At 64.8% G+C, this 26,364-nt stretch carries 30 protein-coding genes and 1 pseudogene; 18 read left to right on the top strand and 13 right to left on the bottom strand.

The features are described from left to right. Positions 1 to 59 precede the first annotated feature (59 nt). On the bottom strand, positions 60 to 395 hold the full coding sequence (locus WDA27_02245) for a cupin domain-containing protein (protein MFA5889767.1): 336 nt from the start codon (positions 393 to 395) through the stop codon (positions 60 to 62). A gap of 148 nt (positions 396 to 543) precedes the next feature. Between WDA27_02245 and WDA27_02250 the strand changes: the two genes are divergently transcribed. The 3 genes from WDA27_02250 (at position 544) to WDA27_02260 (ending at position 2,322) form a co-directional block, all read left to right on the top strand. Beyond that, complete coding sequence (locus WDA27_02250) at positions 544 to 1,086, top strand: hypothetical protein (GenBank protein MFA5889768.1); 543 nt, start codon at positions 544 to 546, stop codon at positions 1,084 to 1,086. After that, positions 1,083 to 1,286: a hypothetical protein gene (locus tag WDA27_02255; protein ID MFA5889769.1), complete on the top strand. Its 204-nt coding sequence runs from the start codon at positions 1,083 to 1,085 to the stop codon at positions 1,284 to 1,286. Before WDA27_02250 ends, WDA27_02255 begins: the two co-directional genes overlap by 4 nt. Before the next feature lie 88 nt (positions 1,287 to 1,374). Then, positions 1,375 to 2,322 (top strand): type IV toxin-antitoxin system AbiEi family antitoxin domain-containing protein, encoded by a 948-nt coding sequence (locus tag WDA27_02260; protein MFA5889770.1) that lies wholly within the window; start codon positions 1,375 to 1,377, stop codon positions 2,320 to 2,322. 36 nt (positions 2,323 to 2,358) lie between these two features. Here WDA27_02260 and WDA27_02265 read toward each other — a convergent pair whose 3' ends face one another. Beyond that, a complete protein-coding gene (locus WDA27_02265) occupies positions 2,359 to 2,556 on the bottom strand; it encodes a hypothetical protein (GenBank protein ID MFA5889771.1) in 198 nt (65 codons plus the stop codon). 122 nt (positions 2,557 to 2,678) lie between these two features. Here WDA27_02265 and WDA27_02270 point away from each other — a divergent pair, with 122 nt between their 5' ends. The 4 genes and pseudogenes from WDA27_02270 (at position 2,679) to WDA27_02285 (ending at position 5,752) form a co-directional block, all read left to right on the top strand. Beyond that, on the top strand, positions 2,679 to 3,731 hold the full coding sequence (locus WDA27_02270) for an endonuclease/exonuclease/phosphatase family protein (protein MFA5889772.1): 1,053 nt from the start codon (positions 2,679 to 2,681) through the stop codon (positions 3,729 to 3,731). A 155-nt stretch (positions 3,732 to 3,886) separates the two neighbouring features. After that, positions 3,887 to 4,012 (top strand): annotated as a pseudogene (locus tag WDA27_02275) (transcriptional regulator). 16 nt (positions 4,013 to 4,028) lie between these two features. After that, positions 4,029 to 5,111, top strand: a complete 1,083-nt coding sequence (gene arsB, locus WDA27_02280; protein ID MFA5889773.1) for an ACR3 family arsenite efflux transporter — start codon at positions 4,029 to 4,031, stop codon at positions 5,109 to 5,111. Positions 5,112 to 5,470: 359 nt separating this feature from the next. After that, positions 5,471 to 5,752 (top strand): hypothetical protein, encoded by a 282-nt coding sequence (locus WDA27_02285; protein ID MFA5889774.1) that lies wholly within the window; start codon positions 5,471 to 5,473, stop codon positions 5,750 to 5,752. Between the two features lie 522 nt (positions 5,753 to 6,274). Here WDA27_02285 and WDA27_02290 read toward each other — a convergent pair. The 5 genes from WDA27_02290 to WDA27_02310 all read right to left on the bottom strand — a co-directional run bounded on the left by WDA27_02290 (position 6,275) and on the right by WDA27_02310 (position 9,139). Then, positions 6,275 to 6,649 carry a hypothetical protein gene (locus tag WDA27_02290; protein ID MFA5889775.1) on the bottom strand — a complete coding sequence of 125 codons (375 nt, stop codon included), beginning with the start codon at positions 6,647 to 6,649 and terminating at the stop codon, positions 6,275 to 6,277. A gap of 77 nt (positions 6,650 to 6,726) precedes the next feature. Then, entirely contained in the window at positions 6,727 to 8,301 is a 1,575-nt protein-coding gene (locus WDA27_02295; GenBank protein ID MFA5889776.1) for a C39 family peptidase, read from the bottom strand. 171 nt (positions 8,302 to 8,472) lie between these two features. Then, positions 8,473 to 8,613, bottom strand: a complete 141-nt coding sequence (locus tag WDA27_02300; GenBank protein ID MFA5889777.1) for a hydrophobic protein — start codon at positions 8,611 to 8,613, stop codon at positions 8,473 to 8,475. A gap of 81 nt (positions 8,614 to 8,694) precedes the next feature. Beyond that, a complete protein-coding gene (locus tag WDA27_02305; protein ID MFA5889778.1) occupies positions 8,695 to 8,898 on the bottom strand; it encodes a hypothetical protein in 204 nt (67 codons plus the stop codon). 79 nt (positions 8,899 to 8,977) lie between these two features. Then, entirely contained in the window at positions 8,978 to 9,139 is a 162-nt protein-coding gene (locus WDA27_02310; protein MFA5889779.1) for a BTAD domain-containing putative transcriptional regulator, read from the bottom strand. Positions 9,140 to 9,887: 748 nt separating this feature from the next. Between WDA27_02310 and WDA27_02315 the strand changes: the two genes are divergently transcribed. The 3 genes from WDA27_02315 to WDA27_02325 all read left to right on the top strand — a co-directional run bounded on the left by WDA27_02315 (position 9,888) and on the right by WDA27_02325 (position 11,820). Beyond that, positions 9,888 to 10,091 (top strand): CsbD family protein, encoded by a 204-nt coding sequence (locus WDA27_02315; protein MFA5889780.1) that lies wholly within the window; start codon positions 9,888 to 9,890, stop codon positions 10,089 to 10,091. A gap of 1 nt (position 10,092) precedes the next feature. Continuing rightward, a complete protein-coding gene (locus WDA27_02320) occupies positions 10,093 to 10,374 on the top strand; it encodes a hypothetical protein (GenBank protein ID MFA5889781.1) in 282 nt (93 codons plus the stop codon). 207 nt (positions 10,375 to 10,581) lie between these two features. Continuing rightward, a complete protein-coding gene (locus WDA27_02325) occupies positions 10,582 to 11,820 on the top strand; it encodes a DEAD/DEAH box helicase (GenBank protein MFA5889782.1) in 1,239 nt (412 codons plus the stop codon). A gap of 29 nt (positions 11,821 to 11,849) precedes the next feature. Here WDA27_02325 and WDA27_02330 read toward each other — a convergent pair whose 3' ends face one another. The 3 genes from WDA27_02330 to WDA27_02340 form a co-directional block, all read right to left on the bottom strand. Next, a complete protein-coding gene (locus WDA27_02330) occupies positions 11,850 to 12,254 on the bottom strand; it encodes a type II toxin-antitoxin system VapC family toxin (GenBank protein MFA5889783.1) in 405 nt (134 codons plus the stop codon). After that, a complete protein-coding gene (locus tag WDA27_02335; GenBank protein MFA5889784.1) occupies positions 12,251 to 12,496 on the bottom strand; it encodes a hypothetical protein in 246 nt (81 codons plus the stop codon). The genes WDA27_02330 and WDA27_02335 overlap by 4 nt, the downstream gene beginning before the upstream one ends. Positions 12,497 to 12,588: 92 nt before the next feature. Then, on the bottom strand, positions 12,589 to 14,253 hold the full coding sequence (locus WDA27_02340) for a S8 family serine peptidase (GenBank protein MFA5889785.1): 1,665 nt from the start codon (positions 14,251 to 14,253) through the stop codon (positions 12,589 to 12,591). 251 nt (positions 14,254 to 14,504) lie between these two features. Between WDA27_02340 and WDA27_02345 the strand changes: the two genes are divergently transcribed. Genes WDA27_02345 through WDA27_02380 form a run of 8 tightly spaced genes read left to right on the top strand, consistent with a single transcriptional unit; the run spans position 14,505 to position 22,920 of the window. After that, positions 14,505 to 15,653, top strand: a complete 1,149-nt coding sequence (locus tag WDA27_02345) for a Xaa-Pro peptidase family protein (protein MFA5889786.1) — start codon at positions 14,505 to 14,507, stop codon at positions 15,651 to 15,653. 46 nt (positions 15,654 to 15,699) lie between these two features. Then, positions 15,700 to 16,713, top strand: a complete 1,014-nt coding sequence (locus WDA27_02350) for a Gfo/Idh/MocA family oxidoreductase (protein ID MFA5889787.1) — start codon at positions 15,700 to 15,702, stop codon at positions 16,711 to 16,713. A 29-nt stretch (positions 16,714 to 16,742) separates the two neighbouring features. Continuing rightward, the gene (locus WDA27_02355; GenBank protein MFA5889788.1) at positions 16,743 to 17,534 is read left to right on the top strand and encodes a 3-keto-5-aminohexanoate cleavage protein; all 792 of its coding nucleotides are present in this window, start codon (positions 16,743 to 16,745) and stop codon (positions 17,532 to 17,534) included. 5 nt (positions 17,535 to 17,539) lie between these two features. Continuing rightward, positions 17,540 to 18,325 (top strand): SDR family oxidoreductase, encoded by a 786-nt coding sequence (locus WDA27_02360; GenBank protein MFA5889789.1) that lies wholly within the window; start codon positions 17,540 to 17,542, stop codon positions 18,323 to 18,325. Between the two features lie 27 nt (positions 18,326 to 18,352). Beyond that, positions 18,353 to 19,141 carry a fumarylacetoacetate hydrolase family protein gene (locus tag WDA27_02365; GenBank protein MFA5889790.1) on the top strand — a complete coding sequence of 263 codons (789 nt, stop codon included), beginning with the start codon at positions 18,353 to 18,355 and terminating at the stop codon, positions 19,139 to 19,141. Then, entirely contained in the window at positions 19,138 to 20,655 is a 1,518-nt protein-coding gene (locus WDA27_02370; GenBank protein ID MFA5889791.1) for an ABC transporter substrate-binding protein, read from the top strand. The genes WDA27_02365 and WDA27_02370 overlap by 4 nt, the downstream gene beginning before the upstream one ends. Then, a complete protein-coding gene (locus WDA27_02375; protein MFA5889792.1) occupies positions 20,655 to 21,656 on the top strand; it encodes a BadF/BadG/BcrA/BcrD ATPase family protein in 1,002 nt (333 codons plus the stop codon). Before WDA27_02370 ends, WDA27_02375 begins: the two co-directional genes overlap by 1 nt. Further along, positions 21,640 to 22,920: a 6-phospho-beta-glucosidase gene (locus WDA27_02380; GenBank protein MFA5889793.1), complete on the top strand. Its 1,281-nt coding sequence runs from the start codon at positions 21,640 to 21,642 to the stop codon at positions 22,918 to 22,920. The genes WDA27_02375 and WDA27_02380 overlap by 17 nt, the downstream gene beginning before the upstream one ends. On the opposite strand, the gene WDA27_02385 is transcribed toward WDA27_02380, so the two are convergent. Genes WDA27_02385 through WDA27_02395 form a run of 3 tightly spaced genes read right to left on the bottom strand, consistent with a single transcriptional unit; the run spans position 22,883 to position 26,348 of the window. Further along, entirely contained in the window at positions 22,883 to 23,578 is a 696-nt protein-coding gene (locus WDA27_02385) for an ABC transporter ATP-binding protein (protein MFA5889794.1), read from the bottom strand. The genes WDA27_02380 and WDA27_02385 overlap by 38 nt on opposite strands. Beyond that, on the bottom strand, positions 23,575 to 24,336 hold the full coding sequence (locus WDA27_02390; GenBank protein ID MFA5889795.1) for an ABC transporter ATP-binding protein: 762 nt from the start codon (positions 24,334 to 24,336) through the stop codon (positions 23,575 to 23,577). The genes WDA27_02385 and WDA27_02390 overlap by 4 nt, the downstream gene beginning before the upstream one ends. After that, entirely contained in the window at positions 24,333 to 26,348 is a 2,016-nt protein-coding gene (locus tag WDA27_02395; GenBank protein MFA5889796.1) for an ABC transporter permease, read from the bottom strand. Before WDA27_02395 ends, WDA27_02390 begins: the two co-directional genes overlap by 4 nt. Between the last annotated feature and the right edge of the window lie 16 nt (positions 26,349 to 26,364).

Genomic DNA, 26,364 nt, shown 5'->3' on the forward strand with positions numbered 1-26,364 from the left:
CGATATTATCATAAGTGCCGCGCCCTTGTGAAGGGTGTGGCGGCTCGGACATCGGTGAATCAGGAGGAGGGGGTGCTCCGGGAGGGCGGCAACATGGTGAGGAGCATGGTTGACGGCTCCACGGCCTTCAACGAATGCGCGGCGCCGGGCTCCATGTGGACCCAGGTGCCGGGAACCATCTCGACCTCTTCTCCTTCGACGGTGAACCGGAGCCGTCCGGCCAGGACCTGGACGATCGCCGGGCGCGCGGCGGTGTGTTCCGTGAGGCCCTCGCCCGCATCGAATCCGAAGACGGTCACGTCGATGTTGTCGTCGCGGTGGACGACCTTGGAGACGACGGCTCCGGTCTGAACCTCTACTTGTCCGGTGGCGTCCCTGATCGTGGTGTGTGCCATGAGTTCCCTCCGTGGAGGTCCGGGTCTTTGAATCAGCCTACTCGCGCGGTTGGCGACGCGAGTGCACATCCTTGAGTCATTGATTTGATCCACCCTCGGTCGTAGCGTGGACGCGATTTGCTGGACGTCTCCAAGGGAGGTCCGCTCGATGCATAGATGGAAGCAGAAGTTGCGCCCGACCGCCGTTCTGGTCGGGGTGCCGGGGGTGATTCTCGCGCTGTCGATGCCGGCGCTTGCGTCCTTCACGACCAACACGGTCGGATGCAAGGGACACGCGACGATCACGTCGTCCGACGGCAAGAAGTATGAGATCGACGCCAAGGACGTTGCGGTGACACTCCCGAAAGAGGGGAACGCCGCATGGAGCGGCAGCACGACGCCGATCAGCCATGATCATCATGGAAGCGTCGGAATCGACTTCGGCTTCATCAAGCCCGCCGTCGGTAAGTGGGCCTCGGAGAACTTGCGCAACACGCAGGGGTCGAGCGGCGTGAAGCACTACGAGATCCCTTCTTGGGTTCCCGGCGGGAAGATCAAGGTCTTCGGCACGCATGTCGCCAAGGAGGGAATGTGCAGCGGCTCCGTCGAGGTCACTCTTGACGGCGGTGCCGGCCCCGTGGGGTTCGCGAGCCTCGCGTTGACGGTCGCGTTCGGCGCGATGCTCATCTCTGCAGGGAAGGGGAAACCATGAAACGGCGCGGCCATCCCGTGCGTGGGTTCGTCGCCGGCTTGTTGACCGGCCTGTTCCTCATGGTCGACTTGATGATCTTCAAGGTGATCGCGCCTGGGACGCTCACCGTCGCGGTCATTCCGGTCGCGCTCGCGGTGCTGGGTGTCCTCATGGGCGTCACGGCGCCGTTCGGCAAGAAGGAGTCGGCCACGGCTGAGTAGTTCCGTTCACTGAGACAAGATCCGGCTGATCGTCGCGATACGGCCGTGCGGGGGCGCACTCGGTCGCGCGCGCTGTTACTCGTATTGAGTGAGCGCCACATGTGACGCCTCGTCCATACGAAATTCGGCTGCTCGAAGGGTTGCCCGGCTTGCTGCCGCGCAGCACGGCGTGTTTACGCGAGCGCAGGCGTTGGCGTGCGGTGCCGCTCGAAAGACGATCGACCGCCGGCTGATCTCGGGTGTGTGGGATCGCCTATTTCCCGGCGTGTATCGACTCGCGGGGGCGCCGGCAACGTGGCGGCAGTCCCTTCTGGCCGCGTGCCTGGCCTGGGGAGAAGGCGCCGTGGTTTCTCACTGTGCGGCGGCCGCACTGTGGGGGTTTCCGGGCTTCGCTCCCGGCAGCATTGAGTTAAGTGTGCCGCGCGCGCGCTGGCGCGCGCGCGGCCACATCGTTCATCGACCAATGCCTCTGGCGCGCGCCGACGTGACGAAGATCGACGGTATCCCGGTTACCACCGTGGCGCGCACGTTGATCGATATCGCGGGAGTGGCGCCTGCCGGGGTTCTCGAGGAAGCGCTCGACGACGCTCTTCACCGGAAGCTGGTGACGGTTGCACGACTGCGGCGACGGATTCAGGAGACCGGCTGCCGAGGCCGCCGAGGAAGCGGCGTGCTCGCGGATCTCGTCGGCGCGCGCCACGCTTCGCGCAAAGTGCCCCAGAGCGTGTTTGAGACACGGCTGCTGCGGGTCCTTCGCGGAGCGGGCTTTCCGCCGCCGGCCATCCAGCACAAGATCCGGACGCGCGCCGGACTAGCGGTACTCGATTTCGCATATGTCGAGCACCGAGTAGCGATCGAGGCCGATGGGTTCCAGTGGCATTCGAGCCGGCAGCAGTGGGATCACGATCGCGCGCGCCGCAATGCGCTCACCGTGCTTGGCTGGACGGTGATCCACGTGACTTGGCTGCAACTTCGCGATCGCCCGGACGAAGTAGTCGAAGCGATACGCGCAGTAGTCAGCCGCGCGCTGCCTTGACCCCTGTGTCGCAGGCGTGATTGAGCCGACCGGCCGCTACCGGTAGCGCGGCCCTGCCCAGGCGGGAAGTGAGGTCTCCGTTTCCGCCACCTCGACCTCGCTGTAGTACCGGAGCATCCAGTACGTGGCGAGGAAGTCGATGCTTGGACCACGCCACGGGACGTTGTGGTCGCCGCCGATGATGGTCGGGTCCTTCTGCCACAGGAAGTCCGCGTAGCGACGCACGCCGGACACAAGGGGCGCCGCATTGGGCGCGCGCGGCGTTGGTGCTCGCCTGAAGTGAGCGCCACATGTGACGCCTCGTCCATACGAGAACCGCGCGCTCAAGAGGATCCGGCCGGCGCGCGGAGAAAGGGATGGATATGTCCCGTGTGTGGTTGGCCGTCGCCTCGGCGCTGTTGCTTCTCACGCCGTTCGCATTCGCGCGCGGCCTGGGGCTGGAGCCGACGCCGTTGTGCGACCGGGCCGACGGTGGCCTTCCGGCCGGCCCGGTTCGGGAGGACGCTGAATATCAGCTTCGTGTCGCCTCATTCAACGTGCTGCACGGTCTCACCGACGAGGGCGACCAGACGCTCGAGCGGCGATTGGAGATCCAGGTACAGGAGCTGGCGGACAGTGGAGTCGACGTCGTGGGTCTGCAGGAGGTCAGCGAGTCGACGAATCACGGTCGAGTGATCCAGCGGCTGTCGGCGGAGTTGGCGAGGGTGACGGAGCAGACCTGGTATTGGTGCTGGTTCCGCACCGAGCCGCACGCTCCAGGCGTGCCCGACACGCGGCCGGGAGGCGGCGACCCGCTATCGGATCAACTTGCGGCGCACTACAACTCGCACGAGAACGAGTGGTACGAGGGCGCTGCGGTGCTGAGCCGGTGGCCGATCCTGCGGGCGGCCGCCCATCGCCTTCCCGGTGAGGATGTAGTGGGTCGTCTCACGGGTGAGTGCTTGCCGGCGCAGGACCCAGTCTGCGCGCTCGACCTCGCGCTCGAGCCGCGGGCTGCGGTGTGGGCGGAGGTGAGTACGCCGCGGGGACCCCTGTCCGTCGTGGCCGCGCATACGTCCGGCAACGTCGACCAACACGCGGACTTGGCGAGATGGGCGAGCGACCGCTCGCTGCGCGACCGAAGCGCCGTCATTGTGTGCGACTGCAACGCTGTGTCTTCCAGTGCCGCCTACGCCGCGCTCGTCGATCGTTCGTGGCTCGATACCTACTCGACCCTCCGCGCCGATGAGGGCTCGACCGTCGATCAGCAACTCACCGCGACGGGGCCGACCGTGACGGAACGGATCGACTACGTCTGGCTTCGCGGGGGCTCGGCGCTGCAGCCTGTCGAGTCGGAGCGCTTCATGAATGCGCCGGTCGACGGTTTGTGGCCGAGCGACCATTGGGGCGTCCTGACGACTTTGCGTTGAACTCCGCCACACGGCGGATCCACAACGTCCATCCGGTTCCTGCGCCTGCAGGCCGCTCGTCCACACCCAGGTCTTTTGAAGCTATGGAATGTGGACCACGACCTCGGAGCGTGCATTGGTTGTGAATGGTTGGGGGAGCGCGCAAGAATGGACGCATGTCGAATCAGGGTCTGCTCATCGCGGAGACGACGTCCGGCTTCACTCCGCCGCCGCGCGAGCCGTTGACTCAGGACTGGGCTGGTGACCCGGCGCGGATGTTCAGGGCGTTGGGTGACCCGGTGTCGGCATGACCGCGTTATGAGCGTTCCCACCAAGCCGGCCGACGTTGTGGTCGGCAAGCTCTCCACGCTTGATCGGTTCCTGCCGGTGTGGATCGGCCTTGCCATGCTCGTGGGACTGGTTCTGGGCCGCGGCATCCCCGGCCTCAGAGACGTGTTGCAGGCCGTGCAAGTGGACGGGATCAGTATGCCCATCGCGATCGGGCTGCTCGTGATGATGTACCCGGTGCTGGCGAAGGTCCGCTACGACCACCTCGGTTCCGTCACCGGCGACAAGCGCCTGCTGGCCGGCTCGATGCTGCTCAATTGGGTGCTTGGGCCGGCACTTATGTTCACCCTGGCGTGGATCTTCCTGTCCGATCTGCCCGCGTACCGCACGGGGCTGATCATCGTGGGACTCGCTCGGTGCATCGCTATGGTCATCATCTGGAATGACCTCGCCTGCGGCGATCGCGAAGCCGCCGCTGTGCTGGTGGCCATCAACTCGGTGTTCCAAGTGTTCGCGTTTGCCGCGCTCGGCTGGTTCTATCTGAACGTCCTGCCGGGTTGGCTTGGGTTGGACCAGAGCCACATCGACGCATCGGCCTGGGACATCGCCCGCAGCGTGCTGATCTTTCTGGGCATCCCGCTGTTGGCCGGGTTTCTCTCTCGCCGCGTCGGCGAAAAGGCCAAGGGGCGCACGTGGTACGAGGAGAAGTTCATTCCTCGCATAGGGCCTTTCGCCATCTACGGGCTGCTGTTCACGGTGGTCGTGCTTTTCGCCCTGCAGGGTGAGGCCATCACCAGCAACCCGCTCGATGTCGCGCGCATCGCGCTGCCGCTGCTCGTCTACTTCGCAGTCATGTGGAGCGGCGCCTACGCCCTCGGCGCCTCCCTCGGCCTCGGCTACGAACGCACCACCACGCTCGCGTTCACGGCCGCCAGTAACAACTTCGAGCTAGCCATCGCGGTTGCCATCGCAACATTCGGAGTCACGTCGGGCCAAGCCCTGGCCGGCGTCGTCGGTCCGCTCATCGAGGTACCCGTTCTGGTGACCCTGGTTTACGTGAGCCTGGCTCTGCGTCGACGCTTCGCCACTCACACGTTCGTTCCGTCGGCTTAGCGCCGGGAGTCGCTATCGCCGCGAGCGGCGATAGCCGAAGCTGCCTCCGGTCAGAAGTAGAACCAGCACAACAATCAGCAGGATTGTCAACATGATCTCACCTCCGTTCTGGAGTGCATTCTTGCCGCCCGGCGTTACCGGAACGTCACCGCACTAACAGATCGAGATCCGAGCTGAATCCGCCAGACAAAGACGACCATTCGGCTGGAGCTTGGTGGAGTCCATCCCGTGTCGGTAGGTGCGGCCGTGACGCTGCAGTAACACGCGGTGAGAACACTTGTCGCAGACAGAAGTTGGAGGTTCCGGCGTTGCGCACCCGCCTTCGTCGAACAAACGTCGAACAAGCAAGGAGGAGTGAGATGGGCATTGGCATCAGCATCTTCATCGGGGCCGTCGGCGCGATCTTGCGTTATGCGCTCACGGGTCCGGCCAACCAACAGGGCTTTGACGTCCACACCGCCGGCGTCATTCTTATGATTGCCGGCGCGATCGGCCTCGTGTCGTCGATGTTGTTCTGGAGCAGCTTTGCGCCATTCGGCAGTCGCAGCCGGTCGGCCAGCCGCCGCGAGGAGACGATCACCCAGGATGGTCGCGAACAGGGCCGCGTTGTTCGCGAGACCCGGGACGACGTTGCGAGTTGATCATGCAATGCTAAGAGTCATTCGCGGGAGCGAGACGCTTGGTCGGGTTTCCTTCGTGCTTGGACTGCGAACGGCAACATGATTCCCGCACTGGTGGCAGTCGTCTTCTTCGTGGCGGTATCAGCCGCGTTGCATTTCAGTGCCTGGGCGGAGGATTGGCTTGCTCCGAGCGCTCGATCGAAGACGGAACGCATGCCGGAGGCGGCGCAATCGAGCGTCACGTCCGCGACTCCACTGAGTTCAATGGCGAACACAATTGCGGTTCGTGTCGCGTAGGAAGGCTATCCGCATCCTTTACTTGAGGAGGAGAGTGGCATGTTGAACGAGGACACGGCGAAGAACGAGGAGACGGCGAAGGAACTGCAGAATCCCCCTGGATCCCCCCAAGCCGAGGAGAGCGCGCCGGAGGAGCAGATGTGCTGTGACGGAAAGCGAACGGCTGCGGAGCATCGCTCAGAATCGTCTGACGGGAAGTGCTGCAGCGATTCCTGAGTCGCGTTGGGCTCCATCCGGAGGCGCGTTTTAGCGGGCGTTGTGAAGTTCGATCGTCCAGCGCCATTCACTTCCGTCGTCGGCGTTCCACCATGTGCGTAGGATTCCGACTTCTCCGCCGCAGAGAATGACCGGCTTGCCGAGGTCCTCCGGGCCGGGCCAGCCGTTGACGCGTTCCACGGCGTCTCCGACGAGCGACAAGCGGTCCATCGGCGTCGCCTTCTTTTGAGTCAGACCGTGACCGGCAGCGATCAGGACTCCATCCTCGGATCTCACCTCAACGTCGACGGTTTCAGGGAGCGCGTGCGCAATCAGGTGCTGGGTCGGGGCCAGTCGACCGCGCGCAAACTCCATGCCCGTCGCTCCGGCGTCCGGGATGCGGATGTTCCAGATATGGTCCGTCATCTGTCGCTCACCTTGCAAGCAACTCGTCACGAGAGCGTCACGGGGAGCCGCGGACTCGTCCGGACAGTTGACGTGAATCAACCACGCACGACGACGGCCGTCTTGAAGTACTTGGTGAAGGCGTAGTATTGGGAAGTTGTAACCGTCTTGACCCCACCACTGGAGCTTTTGGAAGGGTCGGCCACGATGAAATGGGTTGGGCTGCCGGGCTTGCCTCGGAAGCCCACGACCGTCCAGGTATGTTCAACGCTGTAGGCGGTCACGTAGCTGCCGTCCCAGGCCCTCCAGTTGTACTTGTGGATTCCGGTCGATCCTTTGTGGGCCCCCCACACGACCACCGGGTAACCGTTGTCGAGATAGCCGGCCAGGGTGGCATAGGAATACGTTCGAAGGGCAATGCCCGGCCGGCACTTATCGTAGGAGGTGGCTGCCAGGGCGATCGGTCGGTAATGAACCCCGTAGCCGTCTTTCATCATCAGGCCATCCACGTTTCCGCAGAAGGCTCGGTCCGGATTGCAGCCGCCGTTGCGGGCGGGACGGCGCGGATCGATACCGGTGATTTTGTAGACGGAGGTGTCGTAATCGATCCGGCCGGGATGGAAGTAGTTGTGCGCCATCCTCAGTGCTGCTCCTTCGCACGAAAGCCTCCGCTGCTGACGGTAATACGGCACCTTCAAACGGAGACCTCCATCTGAATAGCGCGTCCAAGGAGGAGTCACATACAGGATCCTCATGGTCGCAGAGGTAGCCGGGAGCCCGACGGCATTGCCCAGGAACTTCGCGGTTATCAACCGTTTCCCGGAAGCGCCGGCCTTGTATCTGATCGAGGCGTTGCCGTTGCTCAGAGTACGAGTCGAGCTGCCGGCGGGATTCCAACTGTCTCCGTCCCAGGCTTTTAGTTCGAACCGCACGCTCCCCGTAGCGTTGGGAGAGGTGTCGGCTCGCACCGTTAGGTAGCGGCCGTAGACGACCTCGTGGTACTGAGCGCACAAGTCCTTGATGCGATGTCCGCTGAGTCCGATAGCCAGGGCGGTCTTGTGTCGGACTGATGCGGCATATGAAAAGGCGGCATCGCTCGGCGGAGGCGTCTCGGTCTCTGGTGTCGAATCAGGAGGTGGGACAGCAGACCACAGGACCACGTAGAAGGCTTCCCCCGCCGCCAGCCATTTGCTCAGCGAGCAGGTCGAAGCTTCAGAGCATTCGGTGGTGCGACCGAAAAGAAGAGCCGAACGCTGGGCCGCATCGAATGGGTCGACAAAGGAAACGTCGTTCGCCTTGGCTCGGTAGATCGCCACTTCGCAGAGGGACAGCGGGCCGTTTTCATCGTCGTTTACGGTCAGCTCAAGCAGCGCAGGAACGCCGGAGGCTGATCCCTTGTAGATGGCGGCGTGAGGGTATCCCTCCGGGGCGGTTTCGCCGGCGCACGCCCCGGTGCCGGAATACCCTGCGGTCGATCCGGTTCCAGATGTGGAGCCCAAGGCGGCTCCTGCGTCCAGAAAGGGAGGTACTTGGGCGAGATCAAAGGGAAGCGGGTCGGCCAAGGCTGCCACGGCGCCTACCAGCAGAGCAACTGCGGTCGCCAAAGCGACTACCCCGAACTTCATCTTCACCGACAGGTCGCTCTGTGGTCGGTCGCGTCTGTTTGTCGGCACCACGCGACCTCACCTAGATCCGGCTCGGGGTCCGCCTTGCGGAGCGGCCAAGCATCTGAACTGCTGCGGACCGGCCGCTGGAGAATCCGAGTTCGGTGGATGACCCGGCAGGGAAGCTGCACGAGGTTCGGCAGCGCCCTGCTGTCGCGTGTGTCGTGAGGGAAACAACCGCTAATGGAAGATGCGGCTACTCGGGCGGATCATTCCGACGAGCCACACCACTGCGATGATCAGCGCCGCCCACCACAGGATCTTCGCAGTGAAGAGACCGAGCATGAACAACACGAGAGCCAGTACCAAAAGGAACACCATGACGTCCTCCTATCTTCGAAAAGTCGACTGTCTCATTCAGCGTCGTCGCGTCGCGTCACGCCGGCGTTACGGTCGGCTCATTCAGTTCGGATTGATGAACGCTTCCACCCATGTCCGGACGAGGGCGTAGATGTCCTCGGGGGTGGCCGCTGTAGCCATGGCTTGCTCGGGTTCCGACGAGTCGAGCGTTTGCGTGATCCGCGCCCGGAGTCCTTCGTGAGCGGTTGGTTCGGTCCATAAGCGCACGATCAGGAGCCCGGTGCGGTCGGAGGATGGAGTCTTCATGCACTCATCCTCGTTGGATTCCGTTACGGTGTTGTTACCGGGCCTTGTGGGCTCCAATTCGTCGTCCAACCGGTCCCGCTTAGCCCAAGCCCTCGATCAATGCGCGCAAGTCGTCGGAGGGGTCGAGCCCCAACTCGTTGTGAAGGAGTTGGCTGAATGCCTCGTACTCGCGGAGTGCTGAGGCGACGTTGCGCTCCGCGAGGTGCGCTTCGATGAGCGCGCGCCGGGCGCTCTCGCGCAAGGGTCCCCCGATACCGCCGCGATGCCGGCTTGCACGGCCTGGCCGAATCGCCCTTTCGAGCACAGTCGCCTGCACAAGGCCTCCAGCGCGCGCAAGCGAAGCTGGTGGTATCGCTCACGTTCTATCAGCACCCAATCCTCGGTCCAGTCGGGGAGGAGATCGGCGGACAGTACGTCCTCGTTTGCGGCGACTGCGTCGTCAAAGTCCTGCAGTGGGTCCAGCACCCTGTGGGCCAGTGCTTCACCTTCTCGCAGATCGATGGCTACCGTTGGTGACAACCGGACGTGATCGCTCGTGAGAGCGATCAGCGGATACGCGGGGTGGTGGATCCGCCACAGCGCTGAACGGAGGCTGCCTCCGGCGCGGTGTTCCGTTGATTCCCCCCATGGTGAGCCGCCGACAAACGTCCGTAGCAGCGGCCGATTGTGGAGAGCGAGGAAGCAGACCAGCCGCTGGGCGTCCATTGGCAAAGCGACATCTTCCGCTTCGATGCTCAGACGAAAGCCCCCGAGGAGACCAAGACGCACCGGGGCCGGAGCCCCAGCCGAGGCGGAGTCGATGCCCGAACTCATCGTTTTCTCCTCCTCTCCTTCACTTCCAGCATTTAATTTTACGCTGCCCCCGCCTGCTTTCCGAGTCTGCGCGCCCGGTTTGACCGTGACGTTGCCGTAACGCGCGGTGGTCACGCTGGCAGAAGAGCCGGTGTTTCCACCGATAGAACACCGCTGAGAGAAAAGGAGCTGTCGATATGGGCGGTAATGCGGACAAAGTGAAAGGCCGCATCAAGCAGACGATCGGCGCGCTTGTCGGCGACGAGAAGCTGAAGAGAGACGGGAAGCGCGACGAGCGTGCCGGCAGTACCAAGCAGAAGGCCGACGACGCGGTCGATGTCGTTCGCGACAAGCTCGAGAAGGTAGCGGAAACGCTTTCGCCGGGCGAAAAGGAGAAGTGAGATGGGCATCGGCATCAGCATCTTCATCGGGGCCGTCGGCGCGATCTTGCGTTACGCGCTCACGGGTCCGGTCAACCAACAGGGCTTTGACATCCACACTGCCGGCGTCATTCTCATGATTGCCGGCGGTATCGGATTCCTGTCGTCGATGTTGTTTTGGAGCAGCTTTGCGCCATTCGGCCGTCGCAGCCGGTCGGCCAGTCGCCGCGAAGAGACGATAACCCAGGATGGTCAAGAACAGGGCCGCGTCGTTCGCGAGACCCGGGACGATGTTGCGAGTTGATCCGGCAGGATCAGTTTGCCCGATCGTAGCGGTCGTCGGCTTGCCGTCGACCGCTACGACGCACCAGCCGCGGATGCTGTACTCTACTCAGACGGTCGGATCATTCGACTGATGAGGTTCGCACGCTTTCCCTTCGCTCCTTCTAGCTTCGGGTAGGCCTTTGAGTCTCCCGAACGCGGCACGGTATGCCGTTACAGGAGTTGAGCTATGTCCAAATCTTTCACCGATCTTGGCGTGTCCAATGGGGTTGCGCGCACCCTTGAAAAACGCGGAATTGCCGAGCCGTTCGAGGTGCAGGCGCGCGTCCTTCCCGATGCGATTGCCGGCCGTGACGTTCTCGTTCGTTCGCGTACGGGCTCGGGCAAGACGCTTGCGTTCGCCATCCCGATCGTTGAGCGCGTGGATCGTAATGCCGCATCTCCCTCCGCGCTGATCCTGACTCCGACCCGCGAACTCGCATCGCAGGTTGCCAACGAACTGCGCGACATTGCCTCGGCGAAGAACTTGCGGGTTGCGGTGGTGTACGGGGGCGTTTCTATCCGCGAGCAGCAGCGCGCTGTGGCGAAGGCGAACATCTTGGTCGCGACGCCTGGGCGCTTGGAGGATCTGGTCAACCGACGCATGGTGTCCTTGGGCGGCATCACGATCCTGGTGCTGGATGAAGCCGACCACATGCTCGACATGGGTTTCGCCCCGCAGGTCGAGAAGCTCGTCGAGCGGATTCGCTCCGAGCGCCAGACAATGCTCTTCTCCGCGACGCTCGACGGCGAAGTCGGCCGGATCGCTCGCCGCTACACGCACCAGCCGGTGTCGCACGAGATCGACGCACCGCCGGCTGCGCAGGACGTCGAACATCGTTTCGTCGCCGTCGGTGGGGAGCAGAAGGTGGACAAGCTTGCGTCTTTGCTGCTGAAGAAGGGCGCCGGATCGACGCTGGTCTTCGTGCGCACCAAGCACGGCGCGGACCGGCTCGCGAAGAGTCTCTCGGCTCATGGCATCAGGGCAGCTGCGATGCACGGCAACAAGAGCCAGTCCCAACGCGAGAGCGCGCTGGCGTCGTTCGCGTCGGGCAGGGTCGCGGCGCTGGTTGCCACCGATGTGGCCGCGCGCGGAATCGACGTACGCAACGTCGCGCAGGTCGTGAACTTCGATGCGCCGACCGACGACAAGAGCTTCGTTCACCGCGTGGGTCGTACCGGCCGCGCGGGCGCCACGGGTATCAGCATCACGTTCGTCGCTCCGCACGAGCGTGTCGATGTGGGCCGCATGGCCTCGCGCTTGCGCCTCGAAAAGGAGTTCTCGGTCGAGCACGGTTTTGTGCGCGAGGAGCGTGGAGGGCAACGTCGTAACTCGCCGCAGGGCCGTCGCCAAGGTCCGGGAGGCCGTCCGGCCCACGTCGGTCGCCGCTCGCAACCCGAGCGCGTCGCACGCCGTCGCGCCGGTTAACGGCGCGCGGGGTTGCCGCGATAGTTGCGTTATTCGAACTTCTTGAGTCCGGCGGTCCGGACGACACGGATGTCGCGCATGGGGAAGTCTGCGACGTTGTCGGTGACCAACACGGCACCATGCGCGCTCGCGGTCCCTGCCACAAGGGCATCGGCCATGTGCACGGTCCTACCTCGTCGGGTCCAGTCGGCCTGATACTTGCCGGCTCGCTGGGCTGCTTCCTTGGTCGTCGGAAGGAACTCGAGGCGATCCAGCAACGCCCTCGCAGTTCGCCTTTCCTTCGACCGGATGCCCTGTTCGATTTCAGCGACGTTCACGCAGGAGATGCAGAGTGCATGGCCGCGCTGCAGCAGTGACAACAACGAGGCCGCAACGTAGTCGTCTCCACGCAGATGATCGATCAAGACGGTGGTGTCCAGCAGGAACCGCGTCAACGCATTCGCTCGGTCTTTCTGCCCTCCCGAACCCAGGTCGCGGCGGTTGAGCGATCGCGCCAGTGGGCGTATTCGTTGCCCCCGGCGATCCCCTTGGTAGACCGCAAAGCCCTTTCCAGTTCGGCGCGCGCGAGTTTCTCTCGGGCGGCCTCTTCAAGAAAGCGGCTCCTGCCTCGTTCGCCGACGACCTCGTCGATTGCTTCGAGAACTTCGTCAGCCATCACGACGTGTGTTCGCGCCATGCCGAGTCCTCTGGGTAAGTCCCACTACTAGTCCCACGCTAGCGAGGGGCCGGGACGCCGTCAATGGCCGGCCGGCGGATTGAGAGCTTCGGCTAGAAGGTGACGCCGACCGGGGTGGAGCAGTTTGAGGTACCGGCGTCGCATACCTCGTAGGTGAACGTGCCGGCCACCCTCTTGCCGAGGTTGTCCACGTAGGAGCCGCTGTTGGATGTTGTGGTCAAGAAGGCGCCGTTACGGTGAACGTCAACGTTCGCGCCGGTGGCTCCGCTCCATGTGAGTGAGGCCCGGGACACGCCGCCCTTGTTGGTCGATCCGACGACCGAGAGCGTGATCGTGCCGGCTTCCGCGGAGACTGTGACTTGCTGGGTGACGGGCGCACTCGCGGCGCTGCCGCTGTCGGTGACGGTGAGGCTCACCTGGTATGTGCCGGAGGTCGCGTAGGTGTGGGACGGGTTCTGCAGGGTCGAAGTGCCGCCGTCCCCGAACGCCCAACTCCACGAGGCGATGGCGCCCCCGTCGGGGTCGGTGCTGGTGTCGGTGAAGGTGCAGTCAAGCACCGAGCAACCCGCGGTGAATGACGCGGTCGGCGGTTGGTTCGTTGAGCCTCCCCCCGATATGAACCCGGTGTAGTCCAACAGGTTCGGCGTTCCGCTGCCCGGGTTGGAGACCTTGCCCGCTGAAGCGTTCGAGGTGATTGCGTCGGCGACGGTGATCGCGGCGGCGCTCGGGTTTGTCTGCAAGTACAAAGCTGCGGTGCCGGCAACGTGGGGGGTCGCCATCGAGGTGCCGCTGATCGTGTTCGTCGCGGTGTCGCTCGAGCCCCAGCTTGAAGTGATGCTCACGCCGGGAGCGAACAAGTCCACGCATGTGCCGAAGTTGGCCCACGATGCTTTACCGTCGGCGGTGTTGGTCGCGCTGACTGTCAGCGCCTGGGCGACGCGAGCGGGCGAGGCGGTGCAGGCATCCTGAGCGATCCCTGACGAGTTCCCATTGCCCGCAGCGATCGCGTAGGTCACGCCGGAGGCGATTGAGGATCGAACGGCGTCGTCGAGCGCAGTTGAGACCGGCCCGCCGAGGCTCATGTTCGCGACGGCCGGGTGGATCGCGTTGCCGGTTACCCAGTCGATCCCGGCGATGACTTGCGAGTAGGTGCCGCTTCCCCGGCAGTTGAGCACGCGCACTGCGACCAGCGAAACCTGCTTGGCTACTCCGTACGTCGCGCCGCCGATCGTTCCGGCGACATGCGTTCCGTGCCCGTTGCAGTCGCTTCCGCTCCCTTTGCCACCGACGGCGTCCGTGCCGTAGGACGCGCGCCCGCCGAAGTCCGCGTGGGTCGTGCGGATGCCTGTGTCGATCACGTAGGCGTGTACGCCCACTCCGGTGGCGCCGTAGGTGTAGGCCTGATCAAGAGGAAGGTCGCGCTGATCGATGCGATTGAGCCCCCAAGTGGGGTTGGTCTGACTCCCCAGGATCGTCGCCGTGTAATCCGGTTCTATGTAGCGCACCCGTTGGTCTCGGGAAAGCCTCTTTGCTGCCGTCGGAGACATCGTTGCGGCGTATCCCTTGAGCGCGTGGCGGTAGACGAACCGAACTTGGGCACCGACGGCGCCGGCGTGCTCGCGAGCGATTTCACCGGGGTTTGTCGAGGGCGAGAGCACGACGATGTATCGCCGTGCAGGCTCGGCGGCTTCAGCGCGCGCGGGCATTCCAAAGAGCGGTAGCGCCAAGAAGAAGATCGCGATTCGGGCAGTTCTCATCTTGTTGGCCTCTTTCGATCGCGGGCTTTCCTTATCGCACCTGCCCGTCCGAGGCGCAATAGGCCGAAAGGCTCGTCGGCGTCATCGCAGGCAGTCAGAGCGCGTGAACGGGGCATTCGGCTCTCAACGCATATCAGGGACCTGAGTGCCGAAGGCGTTTCGAATCGGGTGGGAAAGAAGCCCGCTTTTGGCGGCCGTTTCCTGAACTGATACAAGTACGAGGAACTCCAAGTGTGTCCAAGGAGGACTTCGTGACCGTTTCCACCGAGTCAACCCACCTGCGGTCGAAGGGGTTCGACCCTATGCAGGCTGCCGCGCGCCTGAGCGAGCGAGGCCTTGGCGGGATGCTCCTGACGAACCCCGAAAGCGTCTACTACGCGACGGGATACCCGTGCGTCCCGGGTGCCGGAAACCCAGTCTTGTTCAACTTGAAGAACCGCCTTCCTGCGTTCGCTTACGTCGATGTGTCCGGTGCCGTCACATTGCTCTGTTGGGGTTTCTCGACGATGGGGCTGACATTCGGCGTCGACGAGATCGTGAGGTACGAGGATCTCTCGGCCGCAGGGGAAGCGGTGCGCACTATCGCGCGCGACCAACTCGGATCCGGACTTCGGCTCGGCATCGAATCAACGTGTCCTTACTTTGTGCTGAAGCTTCTCGAACAGGAGAGCCTTGCGGCCGCGCGCCTCGAGCTTGTGGACGATCTTGTGCTCGATCTACGTCTGGTGAAGTCGGCAGAGGAAGTTGAGGTGCTCACTCGTGGCCTTGCGATCGCGGAGGCGGCGGTGGCCGACCTCTTCGAGGTCGTGCGTGTGGGCATGAACCGGGCGGACCTGGTGCAGGAGGCCAAGCGGCGCGTTGCTGAGCGAGGCGGAACGGCGGTCAGTCACGTGACTATCGGGTTTGGAAACCGCAACCCCGAGATTGCCTACGACGACATCCTGGAGCCGGATACCCTCGTCACCTTGGACGTAGGAGCGACCGTCGACGGGTATTGCTCGGACAACCGGCGCTACGTGCACGCGGGCGAAATCCCCGAAGCGATCTCGACGCGCTACGAGGCGATGGTCGGCGTCGTCGATGACATCGGCGGGGCGATCACGCCGGGCATGACCTACGCGGATTTGTTCGAGCACGGGCGGCAGATCATGATCGACCGGGACATCCTCGGGCACCAGTGGCTGAATCACGTCGGCCACAACATCGGGCTCGAGCTCGAGGAGGACTGGATCGACAACCGCGCGGATGCGGTTATCCGGGAGAACATGGTGCTCGCGATCGAGTTGTACACGATCACCGAGCAAGTCGTGGTGATTGGAAACGAAGAGACGTATCACGTCGGCCCCACCGGCGCGCGGCGTCTGTCGCAACTTCCGCGCGAAATCCACCAGGTGGGGTGAACGGCCGGCCTCGCGGTCGGACATCGGCGAACGCAAGGGAGCAACCGTGATCGGTATCGGGATGATCGGACTGGGACTCATCTCCTGGTTCCACGAGAACGCGTACGACCAGTCCGGCGAGATCGTCAAGATCAAGGCCACGTGCGACCTCGACCAAGAACGCGCGACGCAGAGGGCGGCGCGCTGGGGCGCGACCGCGTACACCGACTACCGGGAGTTGCTCGCCGATCCAACGGTGGATGCGGTGGACATCACGGTTCCTCATCACCTGCACGTTGAGATTGCGCGCGCGGCTCTGCAGGCCGGCAAGCACGTCATCCTGGAGAAGCCTCTCGCCCCGACCTCCGCAGACGCCGAGGAACTGATCGCCCTGGCGCGCGCGAGTGGCGTCACGCTCGCGCTCGCCGAAAACACGCGGTTTGAAGGGGCCTATCTTTCCGTCGCGCGCTTGCTCGAAGAGGGCGCGCTGGGGGACATCCGGCTCGTGCGGACCTTCATCGCCGGGAGCGAGGTCGAACGCCTTAGCGACACTTCGTCCTGGAAGGGGCGCAAGAGCCAGACGATGGGGGGCGCCATCCTGGACTCCGGCGCGCATTCGTTCTACTTGCTGCGCTGGCTCTTCGGCGGCGTCGAGACGGTGCGCGCGACCGCGGCGCAACTGGTCCCGGTGAGCGAGGTCGAAGACCACGCGATCGTCTCGGGCCGGCTCGTCGGCGGCGGCCTTTACACGACTGAGTACACCTTCACTGCCGAGATCCCGTGGACCGAGCGACTCGAGGTCTACGGAAGCAAGGGCAGCGTCGTCGTCGATCAGCTTGCGAACCCGACGGCTATTCACTACCGAGGCGGCACCGATGTCGAGGGCGTGACGCTCGATGCCCACCGCGACGTCGCGTTGTGGAAGTTCAACTCGGTCGCCGCAGGAGTGCGCGATTTCGCGGAAGCGCTCGCGGCGGGCAGGCCGCACGGAGTGGATCCTGCCGACGGCGCGTACGCACTGCGAGTCGCCGAGCGCGCGTACGCTTCGGTTGCGGCTGGCGGCGCCGAACTCTCAATGTAGGCCAAGACCAAGAAGACGAAGGAGTAGGAATGGATCCGCTGATCATTACCGCAGCAACGCCGGCGAGTTGGCTCTGGCCGTCGGACGACTACAAGCCCACCGATCCGCTGGACGTCGATGCCCTCGTGGCCGAGACCGTGCGTTGCCGCGAGGCCGGCGCAACCGTCGTCCACATACACGCCGAGGGCGCGTGGAACGAGGTCATCGAGGGCATTCGCGCGAACTGCGACATCATCGTGCAGAGCGGGATGTCCACGCTGACGGCCGACGAGCGGGCCGACGTGTTTCGGCAGAAGTCCGAGATGATCTCGATCATGCTCGGACACCACGACGAGGCGTTTCCCGGGCTCGACAATCATGTATTGCACACGCGCGAGGAGTCGGTGGATTACGCCCTTCGCTGCCGCGAGCACGGCATCAAGCCGGAGTTCGAAGTGTGGCACTCCGGATCGGTTTGGAACCTCGAGTACGTGCGCGACAAGGGCGTGCTCGACGCCCCGTATATAACGACGTTCTTCCTAGGGTGGCCGGGTGGCACGTGGTCCCCGCCGACCGTCGAGGAGTACTCCTATCGGCGACGCCTCATGCCGGAGGGATGTGCGGTGATCGTGAGCGTGATGGGCGAAGGCCAGCGCCAGGTGCATACGGCCGCGATCCAGCAAGGCGACCACATCCGCATTGGAACCGAGGATTGGCCCTTCGACCGGAAGGGGGAGCGCGCGACGGCGTCGAAGCTCGTTGCGGAGGCGGCGCAGCTGTCCGAGTTCCTCGGCAGGCCGGTCGCTACCGTCGCGCAGGCGCGCGCGATTCTGGGTGTGTAGGTCGCATGAGTGATGGAGTGACGATGGAGAAGAACGCGGGAAGAGTTGTGGTTGTCAGCGGGGCCGCGCAGGGGATCGGCGCGGCTGCGGTGCGCTGGTTTGCCGAGCGCGAGGGCGCGCGGGTCGTAGCGACCGACATCGCGAACGAGAGCGAGGAACTGAAGGCGATCTCGGGTGACGTCCGGTTCCACCGCTGCGACGTTTCCGTGGAGGCCGACGTTGTCGAGCTGGCGCGGTGGACGCGCGAGCAGTTCGGCAGCGTGGACGTTCTGGTCAACAACGCCGGCGTCGTCCTGGTGAAGCCGCTCGTCGAGACGACGTGGGAGGACTACCGGCGCGTCGTGGACATCAACGTGGGCGGGACGATGCTGATGTGCCGGGAGTTCATACCACTGCTTGCCGAAGCGCGCGCGCCGGCGATCGTCAACGTCGCGTCGGTCTCGGGTCATGTAGGACAGGTGAATCACGCGGTGTACGGCGCAACGAAGGGAGCGCTGCTCTCGTTTACGCGCGCACTCGCGTGGGAGTTGGCGCCGTCGGGGATTCGTGTGAACTCGCTCAGCCCCGGATCTGTTGACACGCCGATGCTGCGCAGCGACGTCGAGGGCGAGGCGTTGCGTCACGGCGTTTCGGTCCCGGAGATGCGCAAGGAGCGCGAAGGTGAGCAGGCGTTCGGGCGCTGGGCGGACCCCGCGGAGATCGCGGCCGCAATCGGATTCCTCGCCGGCGACGGCGCGTCGTTTGTAACCGGGTCCGACCTTCTTGCCGATTGCGGATGGACCGCTCGGTAAAGGCTGAAAGATGAGCGGGGAGCACGCGTGAAGCTGGTCAGGTTCGAGTACGGCGGGAGGGTTCGCGCCGGGATCGTCGAGGACGGTCGCATACGTGATGCGGGGGAGTCTGTTCTTCACCCCGATCCCGGCGATGTGGTCGCGCGCGTTGAGGACGTACGCCTGCTCGCGCCGGTCGCGTCTCCGGGGAAGATCGTGTGCGTTGGGCTCAACTATCGCGACCACGCCAAGGAATCGGGGCAGCCGATTCCCGAGTCACCGATCCTGTTCGCCAAGTTCACGACCTCGGTGATCGGGCCGGGAGATGCAATCCGCATCCCCTCGTTCGCAACCCAGGTCGACTACGAAGCCGAACTCGGCGTCGTGATCGGGAGCAAGGCGTGCGCGGTCTCGACTCAGGACGCGTTGTCGCATGTTCTCGGATACACGTGCGTGAACGATGTCTCGGCGCGCGACCTGCAATTCGCGGACGGTCAGTGGGCGCGCGGTAAGAGCCTCGACACGTTCTGTCCGATCGGACCTTGGATCGTCACGCGCGATGAGATCCCCGACCCGCAGCGGCTCGGCATCCGGTGCGTGCTGAACGGCGAGGTTCTACAGAACTCTTCGACAGAGCAGATGGTGTTCTCTGTCGCCGAACTGGTGAGCTTCATTTCGCAGGGGATTACGCTCGAACCCGGCGACGTGATTGCGACCGGTACGCCTCCGGGGGTTGGGTTCGCACGCACGCCGCCGGTGTTTCTGAAGCCCGGCGACACTGTTCGAGTCGAGATCGACTCCATCGGCGCGCTCGAGAACTCGGTGGAGGGATCATGAAGAGATCGGGGTTTCTCGCATCACTCGCGGCGCTGGCCGTCGTCGTTTCCGCATGCGGGACGCGCTTGCCGGACGGCGAGTTCCTTCGTGCCGCGGGCAACGCGTACTCATCAGACCCGACTGGGCTCGGGGCGGGGTCGGCGGACGGTGGGACGGCGTCGGGGGGATTGGGACTTCCAGGAACGGACTCGGACGGGGGCACCTCTTCGGGTTCCGGTGCTTCCGGTTCGGGCGGGCCGGTGTCGACCGGCGGCGGCGGAGGGGGGACGGGGTCGGCGAAGAACTTCGCATCCGACCGCGGCGTCACCGCGACGACGATCACCGTTGGAAACATCACGCCCGTCGGCGGGCCTTTGGGACCCGAGGCCTTCAGCGGGCCTTCTCACGGCGCGCGCGCTTACTTTCAGGCGTTGAACGCATCCGGCGGCGTGAACGGACGAACGATTAAGTTCCTCACCTGCGACGACCGCGAAGACCCCGAGGGAAACAAGGCCTGCGCGCGCAACTTGATCGACAAGGAGAAGGTCTTTGCCTTCGCCGCCAACAACACCGACGCTTACGCCGGAGCCGGGTTGGTGAACGCCGCCGGAGTCCCCGACGTCGGCGGGATTCCGATCGCGACCGCGTACTACAAGTACCCCATGCTTTTCACTATCTACGGAGCCGGCGGGTACCCGCGCGACGGGAAGAACGTAGGAGTGAAGGGCACCTTCTACGAGAACAACGCGCCTTTCCTCTGGTACCGGAAACACTTGGGAATCAAGAAGGCGGCGGTGCTCTTCTACGCGATCCCAGCCTCCTCGAACAGAGCGGCGATCGTGATCGACATGCTCACGAAATCGGGCATCGAAGTCGTCTATACGCCCAACGGTGGTGCCGGCAAAGACCCCGCGAGTCCCTCCTGGGATACCGATGTCATCAACATGCAATCGGCGGGCGTCGAGGCTTTCTGGCAAGTGATCGACACGGCAGGGATCATGAACGTGTGCCAGGCGATGGACCGCTACGGTTTCCAAGTCAAAGCTGCGATTGCCTCCGTCGCGAACTGGACGAGTCGCATCGGCAGGGACTTCAGCGCTCCGTGTCGCAACTCGATCTACGCCGATGCGAACTCAGTTCCCTACACGATGACGAGCCATCCCGAGATCGCCAGGTTCCGCGCCGCGATGCGCCGATACGACCCGAACTTCCCGATGCAACAGTGGGCGGTGGAGGGCTGGGCGGCCGCGCGCCTTTTGACCGAAGGTATCCGTTCGATGGGGCCCAATGTCACCCGTCAAGGGCTCATCCGCTTCTTGAGGGACCGAAGGGGCAGGGGATTCCCGGACGACGTCATGACGCCTGACTGGACCCAGTGGCGTGCCGACAGCGTTGACTTTTCGAAGCAACGTCGCAACTACTTCTCCGTCGCGCGCTGGCAGGACTCGGCCGGCGGATGGGTGGCGCAAACCAACCCGTTCGACGGCTACGAGACGCCGTGGTATCCGCACCCGATTGAGGACGACGGAACGTGATGTCGAGCCCGTCCACGAGGGTTGTGCTCGGCGTCGACGTCGGAGGTTCCAAGACCCTTGCCGCAGTCGCGGACTTGGGAGGCGCAGTGCTCGGAGCCGGCCGAGGCCCTGGGGGGAACCGGCAGGTCGTAGGCGCCTCGGGGTTTCGCGCGGCCGTCGACGTTGCGGCGCGCGAGGCGCTCGCACAGATGCCGTCTGCGACCATCGTCTCGACCCACGTGGGCGCCGCGGGCGTGGACTTCCCGGAGGATCGCGCGGAACTGCTCTTGGCGATGGGTGAGGCCTACGGGCGCGTCGACATCGAGAACGACTCGCTTTTGGGTTTGCACGCGGGATCCTCGGCGGGTTGGGGTGGTGTTGTCGTAGCGGGGTTTGGTGCGAACGCCGCTGCCCGGGACGAAAGCGGGACGACGGTTTTCGTCGGCGGTGTCGGGTGGCACACCGGCGATTTCGGGGGCATGGCAACGCTCGGGACGGAAGGACTTCGTCTGGCGATCCGGTCCTGGGAGGGCCGCGAGCCTCCGTCGATTCTCGGCGACCGCATCTGCTCGGCGGGCGACTTTGGCGGCATGGATGATCTGTACCGAGCCGCGGCGGTGTACCGCGCGCCGGAGCCTCTGGTCATCGCCCGTCTCGTCATGGAGGCCGCCGAGGACGGCGACGCTGTGTGCCGTGCCCTTGTGGCCCGCGCCGGGGTAGAGATGGGACTGTCGGCCGGCATTGCGTTGCGGCGGCTTGGTCTCGACCGCGGCGCACCGGAGGTGGTCGCGATGGGCGGGATGGTTCGCATGGCCGCGGGTGTCGGCGGAATGCCGGTAGGTTCGGCCCTTCTGACGAGTCTTGATGACGAGCTTCACCGGATCGTGCCGCGCGCGGTTCTTCGAATCCTGGACACCGAGCCGGTCGTCGGAGCGCTTGTCGCCGCACTGCGAGCTGCGGGCGTCCCCGTCAGGCCGGACGACCTACGAAACCGATGGGGGGAACATGTCGGCGCGCGCTGAAGCGGGCGGCGTGAAGATCGCCATCATCGGCGGCGGAAGCACTTACACGCCGGAGTTAGTCCTTGAGCTTGCGAAGACCCCGGGAGTCGGGACGGTCGTTCTCCACGACATCGATGAGGGGCGCCTCGGCGTCGTCGGGGGATTCGTCGATCGGATGTTCGCGCATCAAGGATCGGCTGTGCGGACGCACCTTACGTGCGACTTGGACTCCGCCCTCGACGGAGCGTCGTTCGTCCTGACTCAGATTCGTGTGGGGGGATCCGCTGCGCGCGTGAAGGACGAGACCATCGCGTTGCGCCACGGTTTCATCGGCCAGGAGACTACCGGAGCAGGCGGCTTCGCGATGGCGTTGCGTACGGTTCCGGTTATCGTCGAGATCGCCGAGCGGATCCGCGCGCTGGCGCCCGAAGCATTCCTGGTGAACTTCACCAATCCTGCGGGTCTCGTCGCCGAAGCAGCGGGGCGCGCGGGCGTGCGCTGCATCGGCCTGTGCAGCATTCCCAAGAGCTTTGAGGATGCGTTTCGCGCGATTCACGAGCGGGCGGTCGATGTCGAGTCCTTCGGCCTAAATCACTTGTCGTGGATACGTTCGGTACGAGTGGACGGCGAGGATCGTCTTCCCGAGTTCCTTTCGACGTGGCCGCAGGGCGGCGACATCTCACGCAGCGTCGTCGATGCGCTCGGTCTGCTGCCGAACCCGTACCTGCGCTTCTACTACTCGCCGGCGCGCATGCTCGAGGCGCAGCAGGCGGAGGCGCGCACGCGCGCCGACGAGGTTGTCGAGTTGGAGCGCGCGACGCTCGAGCGTTTCGGCGATCCGGAACTGACGGAGCTACCGCCGGAACTCGCGCAGCGTGGTGGATCGGGGTACTCGGCCGCCGCGGTCGCGTTCGTTAGCTCCGTAATCGAGAATCGGGGTGACGTGCAGGTGCTCGACGTGCCGAACGCGGCCGCCCTTGAAGGATTCCCGAACGACGCGGTTGTGGAAGTTCCGTGCCGGGTCGATGCGAGCGGCGCGACGCCGATTGCTCAGGATCCGCTGCCCGAGCACTGCCTTGGGTTGATGCGCGCAGTCAAGAGCTACGAGCGGCTCACGATTGATGCCGCGCTCACCGGATCGCGAGACACCGCGCTCACCGCGCTCACGAGTCATCCGCTCGTCGGCGACGTGGATCGCGCGTCGGCGCTGCTGGACGACATCCTCGCCGCGCACGCGGACGAGCTTGTCAGGTGGAGTCTCCCACCAGCACGCCCTCTTCAGTGATTTCGGACGGTTCTCCGACGAAGGTGACGCGGCCCTTGGCGATCACGTAGACGATGTCGGCGAGGCGCAGCGCGTAGCCCAGGTACTGCTCGACGAGCACGATCGTGCAGCCGCGTTCTTTCAGGTGTGCCAGCGCGCCGAACAGCATCTCGACCGCGTTGGGCGCTAGGCCCATCGAGATTTCGTCGACGAGCAGGACGTGCGGATCGCCGAGGAACGCGCGGCTCAGCGCGAGCATTTGCTGCTCGCCGCCCGACAGAGTTCCGGCCTTTTGCGCGAGACGGTCATTGAGTTGGGGGAACATCGCGAAAAGCTCGTCGAGTCGCTCGGGGCGCGAGCGACCGTTCGCGGCGATCTCGATGTTCTCCGCGACGGTGAGTCCGGGGAAGACCCCACGGCCTTCGGGGATGAGCATCACTCCCGCGCGCGCGACCTCGTATGCGGAACGGCCGTCGATGCGCTGTCCGTCCAGTTCGATCGATCCGCTCCAGGCCGGAAGGCTTCCCGCAAGGACGCGCATTAGCGTCGTCTTTCCGACGCCGTTGGGGCCGAGCACGGCGACGACGCGTCCGGCCGGCGCCGCGAGAGACACGCCGCGCAGCACCTCGATCCGGCCGTACCCCGATCGCAGATCGTTGGCGACGAGGAATCCCGTCACGCTGTTTCTCCCTTTCCGAGATACGCCGCGCGCACGGCGGCGTTCGCCACGATCTCGGACGGAGTTCCTCGCGCGATCACGTTTCCGTGATCCACGACGGTGATGTCACCGGAGATCCGCAAAACGAGTCCGAGGTCGTGTTCGATGAGCAGGATTGCGATTCCGGACTCCGCAAGTCTCTGGAGTATGCCGCCCAGGTGCTGCGTTTCCGCCGGATCCAGGCCGCTCGCGATTTCATCGAGCAGCATGACGCGCGGGCGCGCGCAAAGCGCGCGCCCGAGCTCGACGATGCGCAGGACTCCCGTCGGCAAGTCTCCGGCCACCCGATCCGCCGCCCATGCGATGTCCAACTCGTCGAGGATTCGGTCGACCAGGCTTGCGACGGCGGGATCCGCAGTGTGGCGCAACCGGAAGATCTCGCGGACGATGGTGCCGCGTCGCATTGCCTCGGCGGCAACGGATAGGTTTTCGCGAACCGTCAGGCCGGAGAACACCTCCAGGCGCTGGAATGTCCGGCCCATCCCGCGTCGCGCGCGATCGTGTGTCGGCATGCGCGTGACGTCGGTTCCGTCGAGCATGACGTGCCCGCCGTCGGGTTCGGTCAGACCGGTGAGGCAGTCGAAGAGCGTCGTCTTGCCGGCGCCGTTCGGTCCGATGAGTGATGCGATCGCCCCGGCTTCCACGGCGATCGACACATCATTTACAGCCCGGATTCCCCCGAAATGCTTCGAGACGGCGCGCGCTTCCAGGACGCTCACGATCCGGCCCCCTGTCGTGACCCGGCGCGCGCCGGAATCTCTCCGCGAAGCGCGCGTATCGCAAGATCGCTCGGGACGTACATATCCGCAGTGTCTTCGGGCGCACGCGGCCGGCGCCGCGCATCGTCGACGGCGCGCGCGAGCTTCATCTCCCATCGCTCGAAAAGAATGCGACCGAATCCGAGCAGACTGCGTCCGGGAATGCGCCCGATCAGAAGTGCTGCGATTCCGATTACGAGTTGGGAGACGCCGCCGGCTCCGACGAGAACGTCGAGCATCACCCATATGAAACCCGCGACGAGCGCGCCGCCAAGCGAGTTAACGCCGCCGACGACAACGGCCGCGAACCAGAAGAGACTCTGCAGCGGGAAGAACTGGCCGTCCGCCGAGAAGACTCGCGCCTGCTGAGTGAGAAGGACCCCGGCGATCCCCGCCATGAACGCGCTCGCGGCGAAGATCACAAGCTTGGGCGTTCTCGGGTCGACTCCAACCGCGCGCGCGCCGGTCTCCGAATCGCGAATCGCGCCGAAAACCCGACCTACCGCTCCGCTGTGGAGGTTGCGCGCGAGAAGGAATGCGAGACCTACGAGCACCAGCTCGAAGTAGTAGAAGGCGACGGGGCCCTCGAAGTTGAGGCCGAAGATCGACGGGCGCGTGACTTGCAGACCGGTCGATCCCCCCGCGATTGTGGTGTTTGCGAGAACCGCTTGGAAGAGCACCAGATTGAGCGCCAAGGTCGTAAGCGCGAGGAAGATCCCCCGTCGCCTAAGTGCGGGGTATCCCGCGGCGAGTCCGGCCAGCACTGCGACGACGCCTCCGCCGAGCATCGCGATGAGAGCCGGGGGATGGAGCGAGTTCGCGATTCGCGCGGCCGCCCATGCGCCGATGCCGGCGAAGCCGGCCTGGCCGAGGGTGATCTGGCCGCTGAATCCGGTGACCACGACGATGGACGCGAACAGGATCGTGAAAGCCAGGAAGCGGTGCGCCTGTTCTAGCGCGCCGGTTCCCAGGACGGCGGGCAGGATGATCAGGGCCGCTGCTATCGATATCGTTGCGCGCGCCGACCGCGCGGGACTTGCGCGTCGCGCCGACGCTGCGCGTTGCTGCTTCTCCGCCTTTTCGCCGAGAACGTCGAGCCGCCGGTACAGGAGCAGCGCGGCGAACAGAACGACCGCCGGAAGTCCCGCGACGAGTGATTGGTAGATCGAACCGACGACGCTCGTCGAGGCAAGCTCGACTTGTTCGATGAGCGCGCGCCCGATGCCGATGAGCAAGACGCCGGATGCGGCAGCCATCGGCAGACTCGTCAGCCGGGCGACGACGGCGATCGAGAACGTCGCGATCATGAACAGCGTCATCCTGTAGGGGTCAAGGCTCCCTGAGGCGATGAGGACGCCAGCAAGTCCGGAGAGTCCCGCGCCCATCGCCCACGCGATTCCGGCAACACGATTGACGTCGATCGACGAGAGTTCCGCGAGATCGGGGCGATCCACCACCGCGCGCATTCGCAGACCGAGCTTGGTGAATCGGAAGAACGCCCACAACGCCGCGGAGGTGGCGCCGAGCAGCCCCAGTTCCGCGAGCCGGTCGAAGGGCAGGCGAACTCCGCCCAGTGAGAACGGGTGCGCCGGGAACAGGCGAGGGCCGACACGCGTTTGGCCCGTCCAGATCACGTACACGATGCCCACGAGCACGATGAGAACGCCGAGACTCGCGGCCAGCTTTTCCGTCGTGGTTGCGCCCGACCTCTGCAACGGGCGAAAGACGACGCGCTCGAGCCCAAACCCCAGCCCCGGTCCCACGATGCCCACGGCGATGACCAGTGCGATCCCTAGCGGCACGTGCCACCCGGTATTGAGCTGGTAAAGGGTGTAGGCGACGAACACCCCGATGGCTCCGTGCGCGAGGTTGAAGACTCCGGTCGCCTTGTAGGTGAGAACGATGCCCATGCCCGAGAGCGCGAGAACTCCACCGGAGGCTGCGCCGGCGACGATGAGCTGTGCCCAGAACATAGGCGCGGTCGTCTCC

The sequence above is a fragment of the Actinomycetota bacterium genome (assembly GCA_041658565.1).
GTDB lineage: Bacteria > Actinomycetota > AC-67 > AC-67 > AC-67 > JBAZZY01.

What these genes read in the sequence shown, in the direction of transcription:
- WDA27_02335 (MFA5889784.1), bottom strand. Translation starts at nt 12,496, where the DNA reads ATGGCGCGAACACACGTCGTGATGGCTGACGAAGTTCTCGAAGCAATC.
- WDA27_02355 (MFA5889788.1), top strand. Translation starts at nt 16,743, where the DNA reads ATGGATCCGCTGATCATTACCGCAGCAACGCCGGCGAGTTGGCTCTGG.
- WDA27_02375 (MFA5889792.1), top strand. Translation starts at nt 20,655, where the DNA reads ATGTCGAGCCCGTCCACGAGGGTTGTGCTCGGCGTCGACGTCGGAGGT.
- WDA27_02270 (MFA5889772.1), top strand. Translation starts at nt 2,679, where the DNA reads ATGGATATGTCCCGTGTGTGGTTGGCCGTCGCCTCGGCGCTGTTGCTT.
- WDA27_02360 (MFA5889789.1), top strand. Translation starts at nt 17,540, where the DNA reads ATGAGTGATGGAGTGACGATGGAGAAGAACGCGGGAAGAGTTGTGGTT.
- WDA27_02340 (MFA5889785.1), bottom strand. Translation starts at nt 14,253, where the DNA reads ATGAGAACTGCCCGAATCGCGATCTTCTTCTTGGCGCTACCGCTCTTT.
- WDA27_02300 (MFA5889777.1), bottom strand. Translation starts at nt 8,613, where the DNA reads ATGGTGTTCCTTTTGGTACTGGCTCTCGTGTTGTTCATGCTCGGTCTC.
- WDA27_02245 (MFA5889767.1), bottom strand. Translation starts at nt 395, where the DNA reads ATGGCACACACCACGATCAGGGACGCCACCGGACAAGTAGAGGTTCAG.
- WDA27_02305 (MFA5889778.1), bottom strand. Translation starts at nt 8,898, where the DNA reads ATGAAGACTCCATCCTCCGACCGCACCGGGCTCCTGATCGTGCGCTTA.
- WDA27_02380 (MFA5889793.1), top strand. Translation starts at nt 21,640, where the DNA reads ATGTCGGCGCGCGCTGAAGCGGGCGGCGTGAAGATCGCCATCATCGGC.
- WDA27_02285 (MFA5889774.1), top strand. Translation starts at nt 5,471, where the DNA reads ATGGGCATTGGCATCAGCATCTTCATCGGGGCCGTCGGCGCGATCTTG.
- WDA27_02325 (MFA5889782.1), top strand. Translation starts at nt 10,582, where the DNA reads ATGTCCAAATCTTTCACCGATCTTGGCGTGTCCAATGGGGTTGCGCGC.
- WDA27_02250 (MFA5889768.1), top strand. Translation starts at nt 544, where the DNA reads ATGCATAGATGGAAGCAGAAGTTGCGCCCGACCGCCGTTCTGGTCGGG.
- WDA27_02255 (MFA5889769.1), top strand. Translation starts at nt 1,083, where the DNA reads ATGAAACGGCGCGGCCATCCCGTGCGTGGGTTCGTCGCCGGCTTGTTG.
- WDA27_02320 (MFA5889781.1), top strand. Translation starts at nt 10,093, where the DNA reads ATGGGCATCGGCATCAGCATCTTCATCGGGGCCGTCGGCGCGATCTTG.
- WDA27_02370 (MFA5889791.1), top strand. Translation starts at nt 19,138, where the DNA reads ATGAAGAGATCGGGGTTTCTCGCATCACTCGCGGCGCTGGCCGTCGTC.
- WDA27_02395 (MFA5889796.1), bottom strand. Translation starts at nt 26,348, where the DNA reads ATGTTCTGGGCACAGCTCATCGTCGCCGGCGCAGCCTCCGGTGGAGTT.
- arsB (MFA5889773.1), top strand. Translation starts at nt 4,029, where the DNA reads ATGAGCGTTCCCACCAAGCCGGCCGACGTTGTGGTCGGCAAGCTCTCC.
- WDA27_02315 (MFA5889780.1), top strand. Translation starts at nt 9,888, where the DNA reads ATGGGCGGTAATGCGGACAAAGTGAAAGGCCGCATCAAGCAGACGATC.
- WDA27_02290 (MFA5889775.1), bottom strand. Translation starts at nt 6,649, where the DNA reads ATGACGGACCATATCTGGAACATCCGCATCCCGGACGCCGGAGCGACG.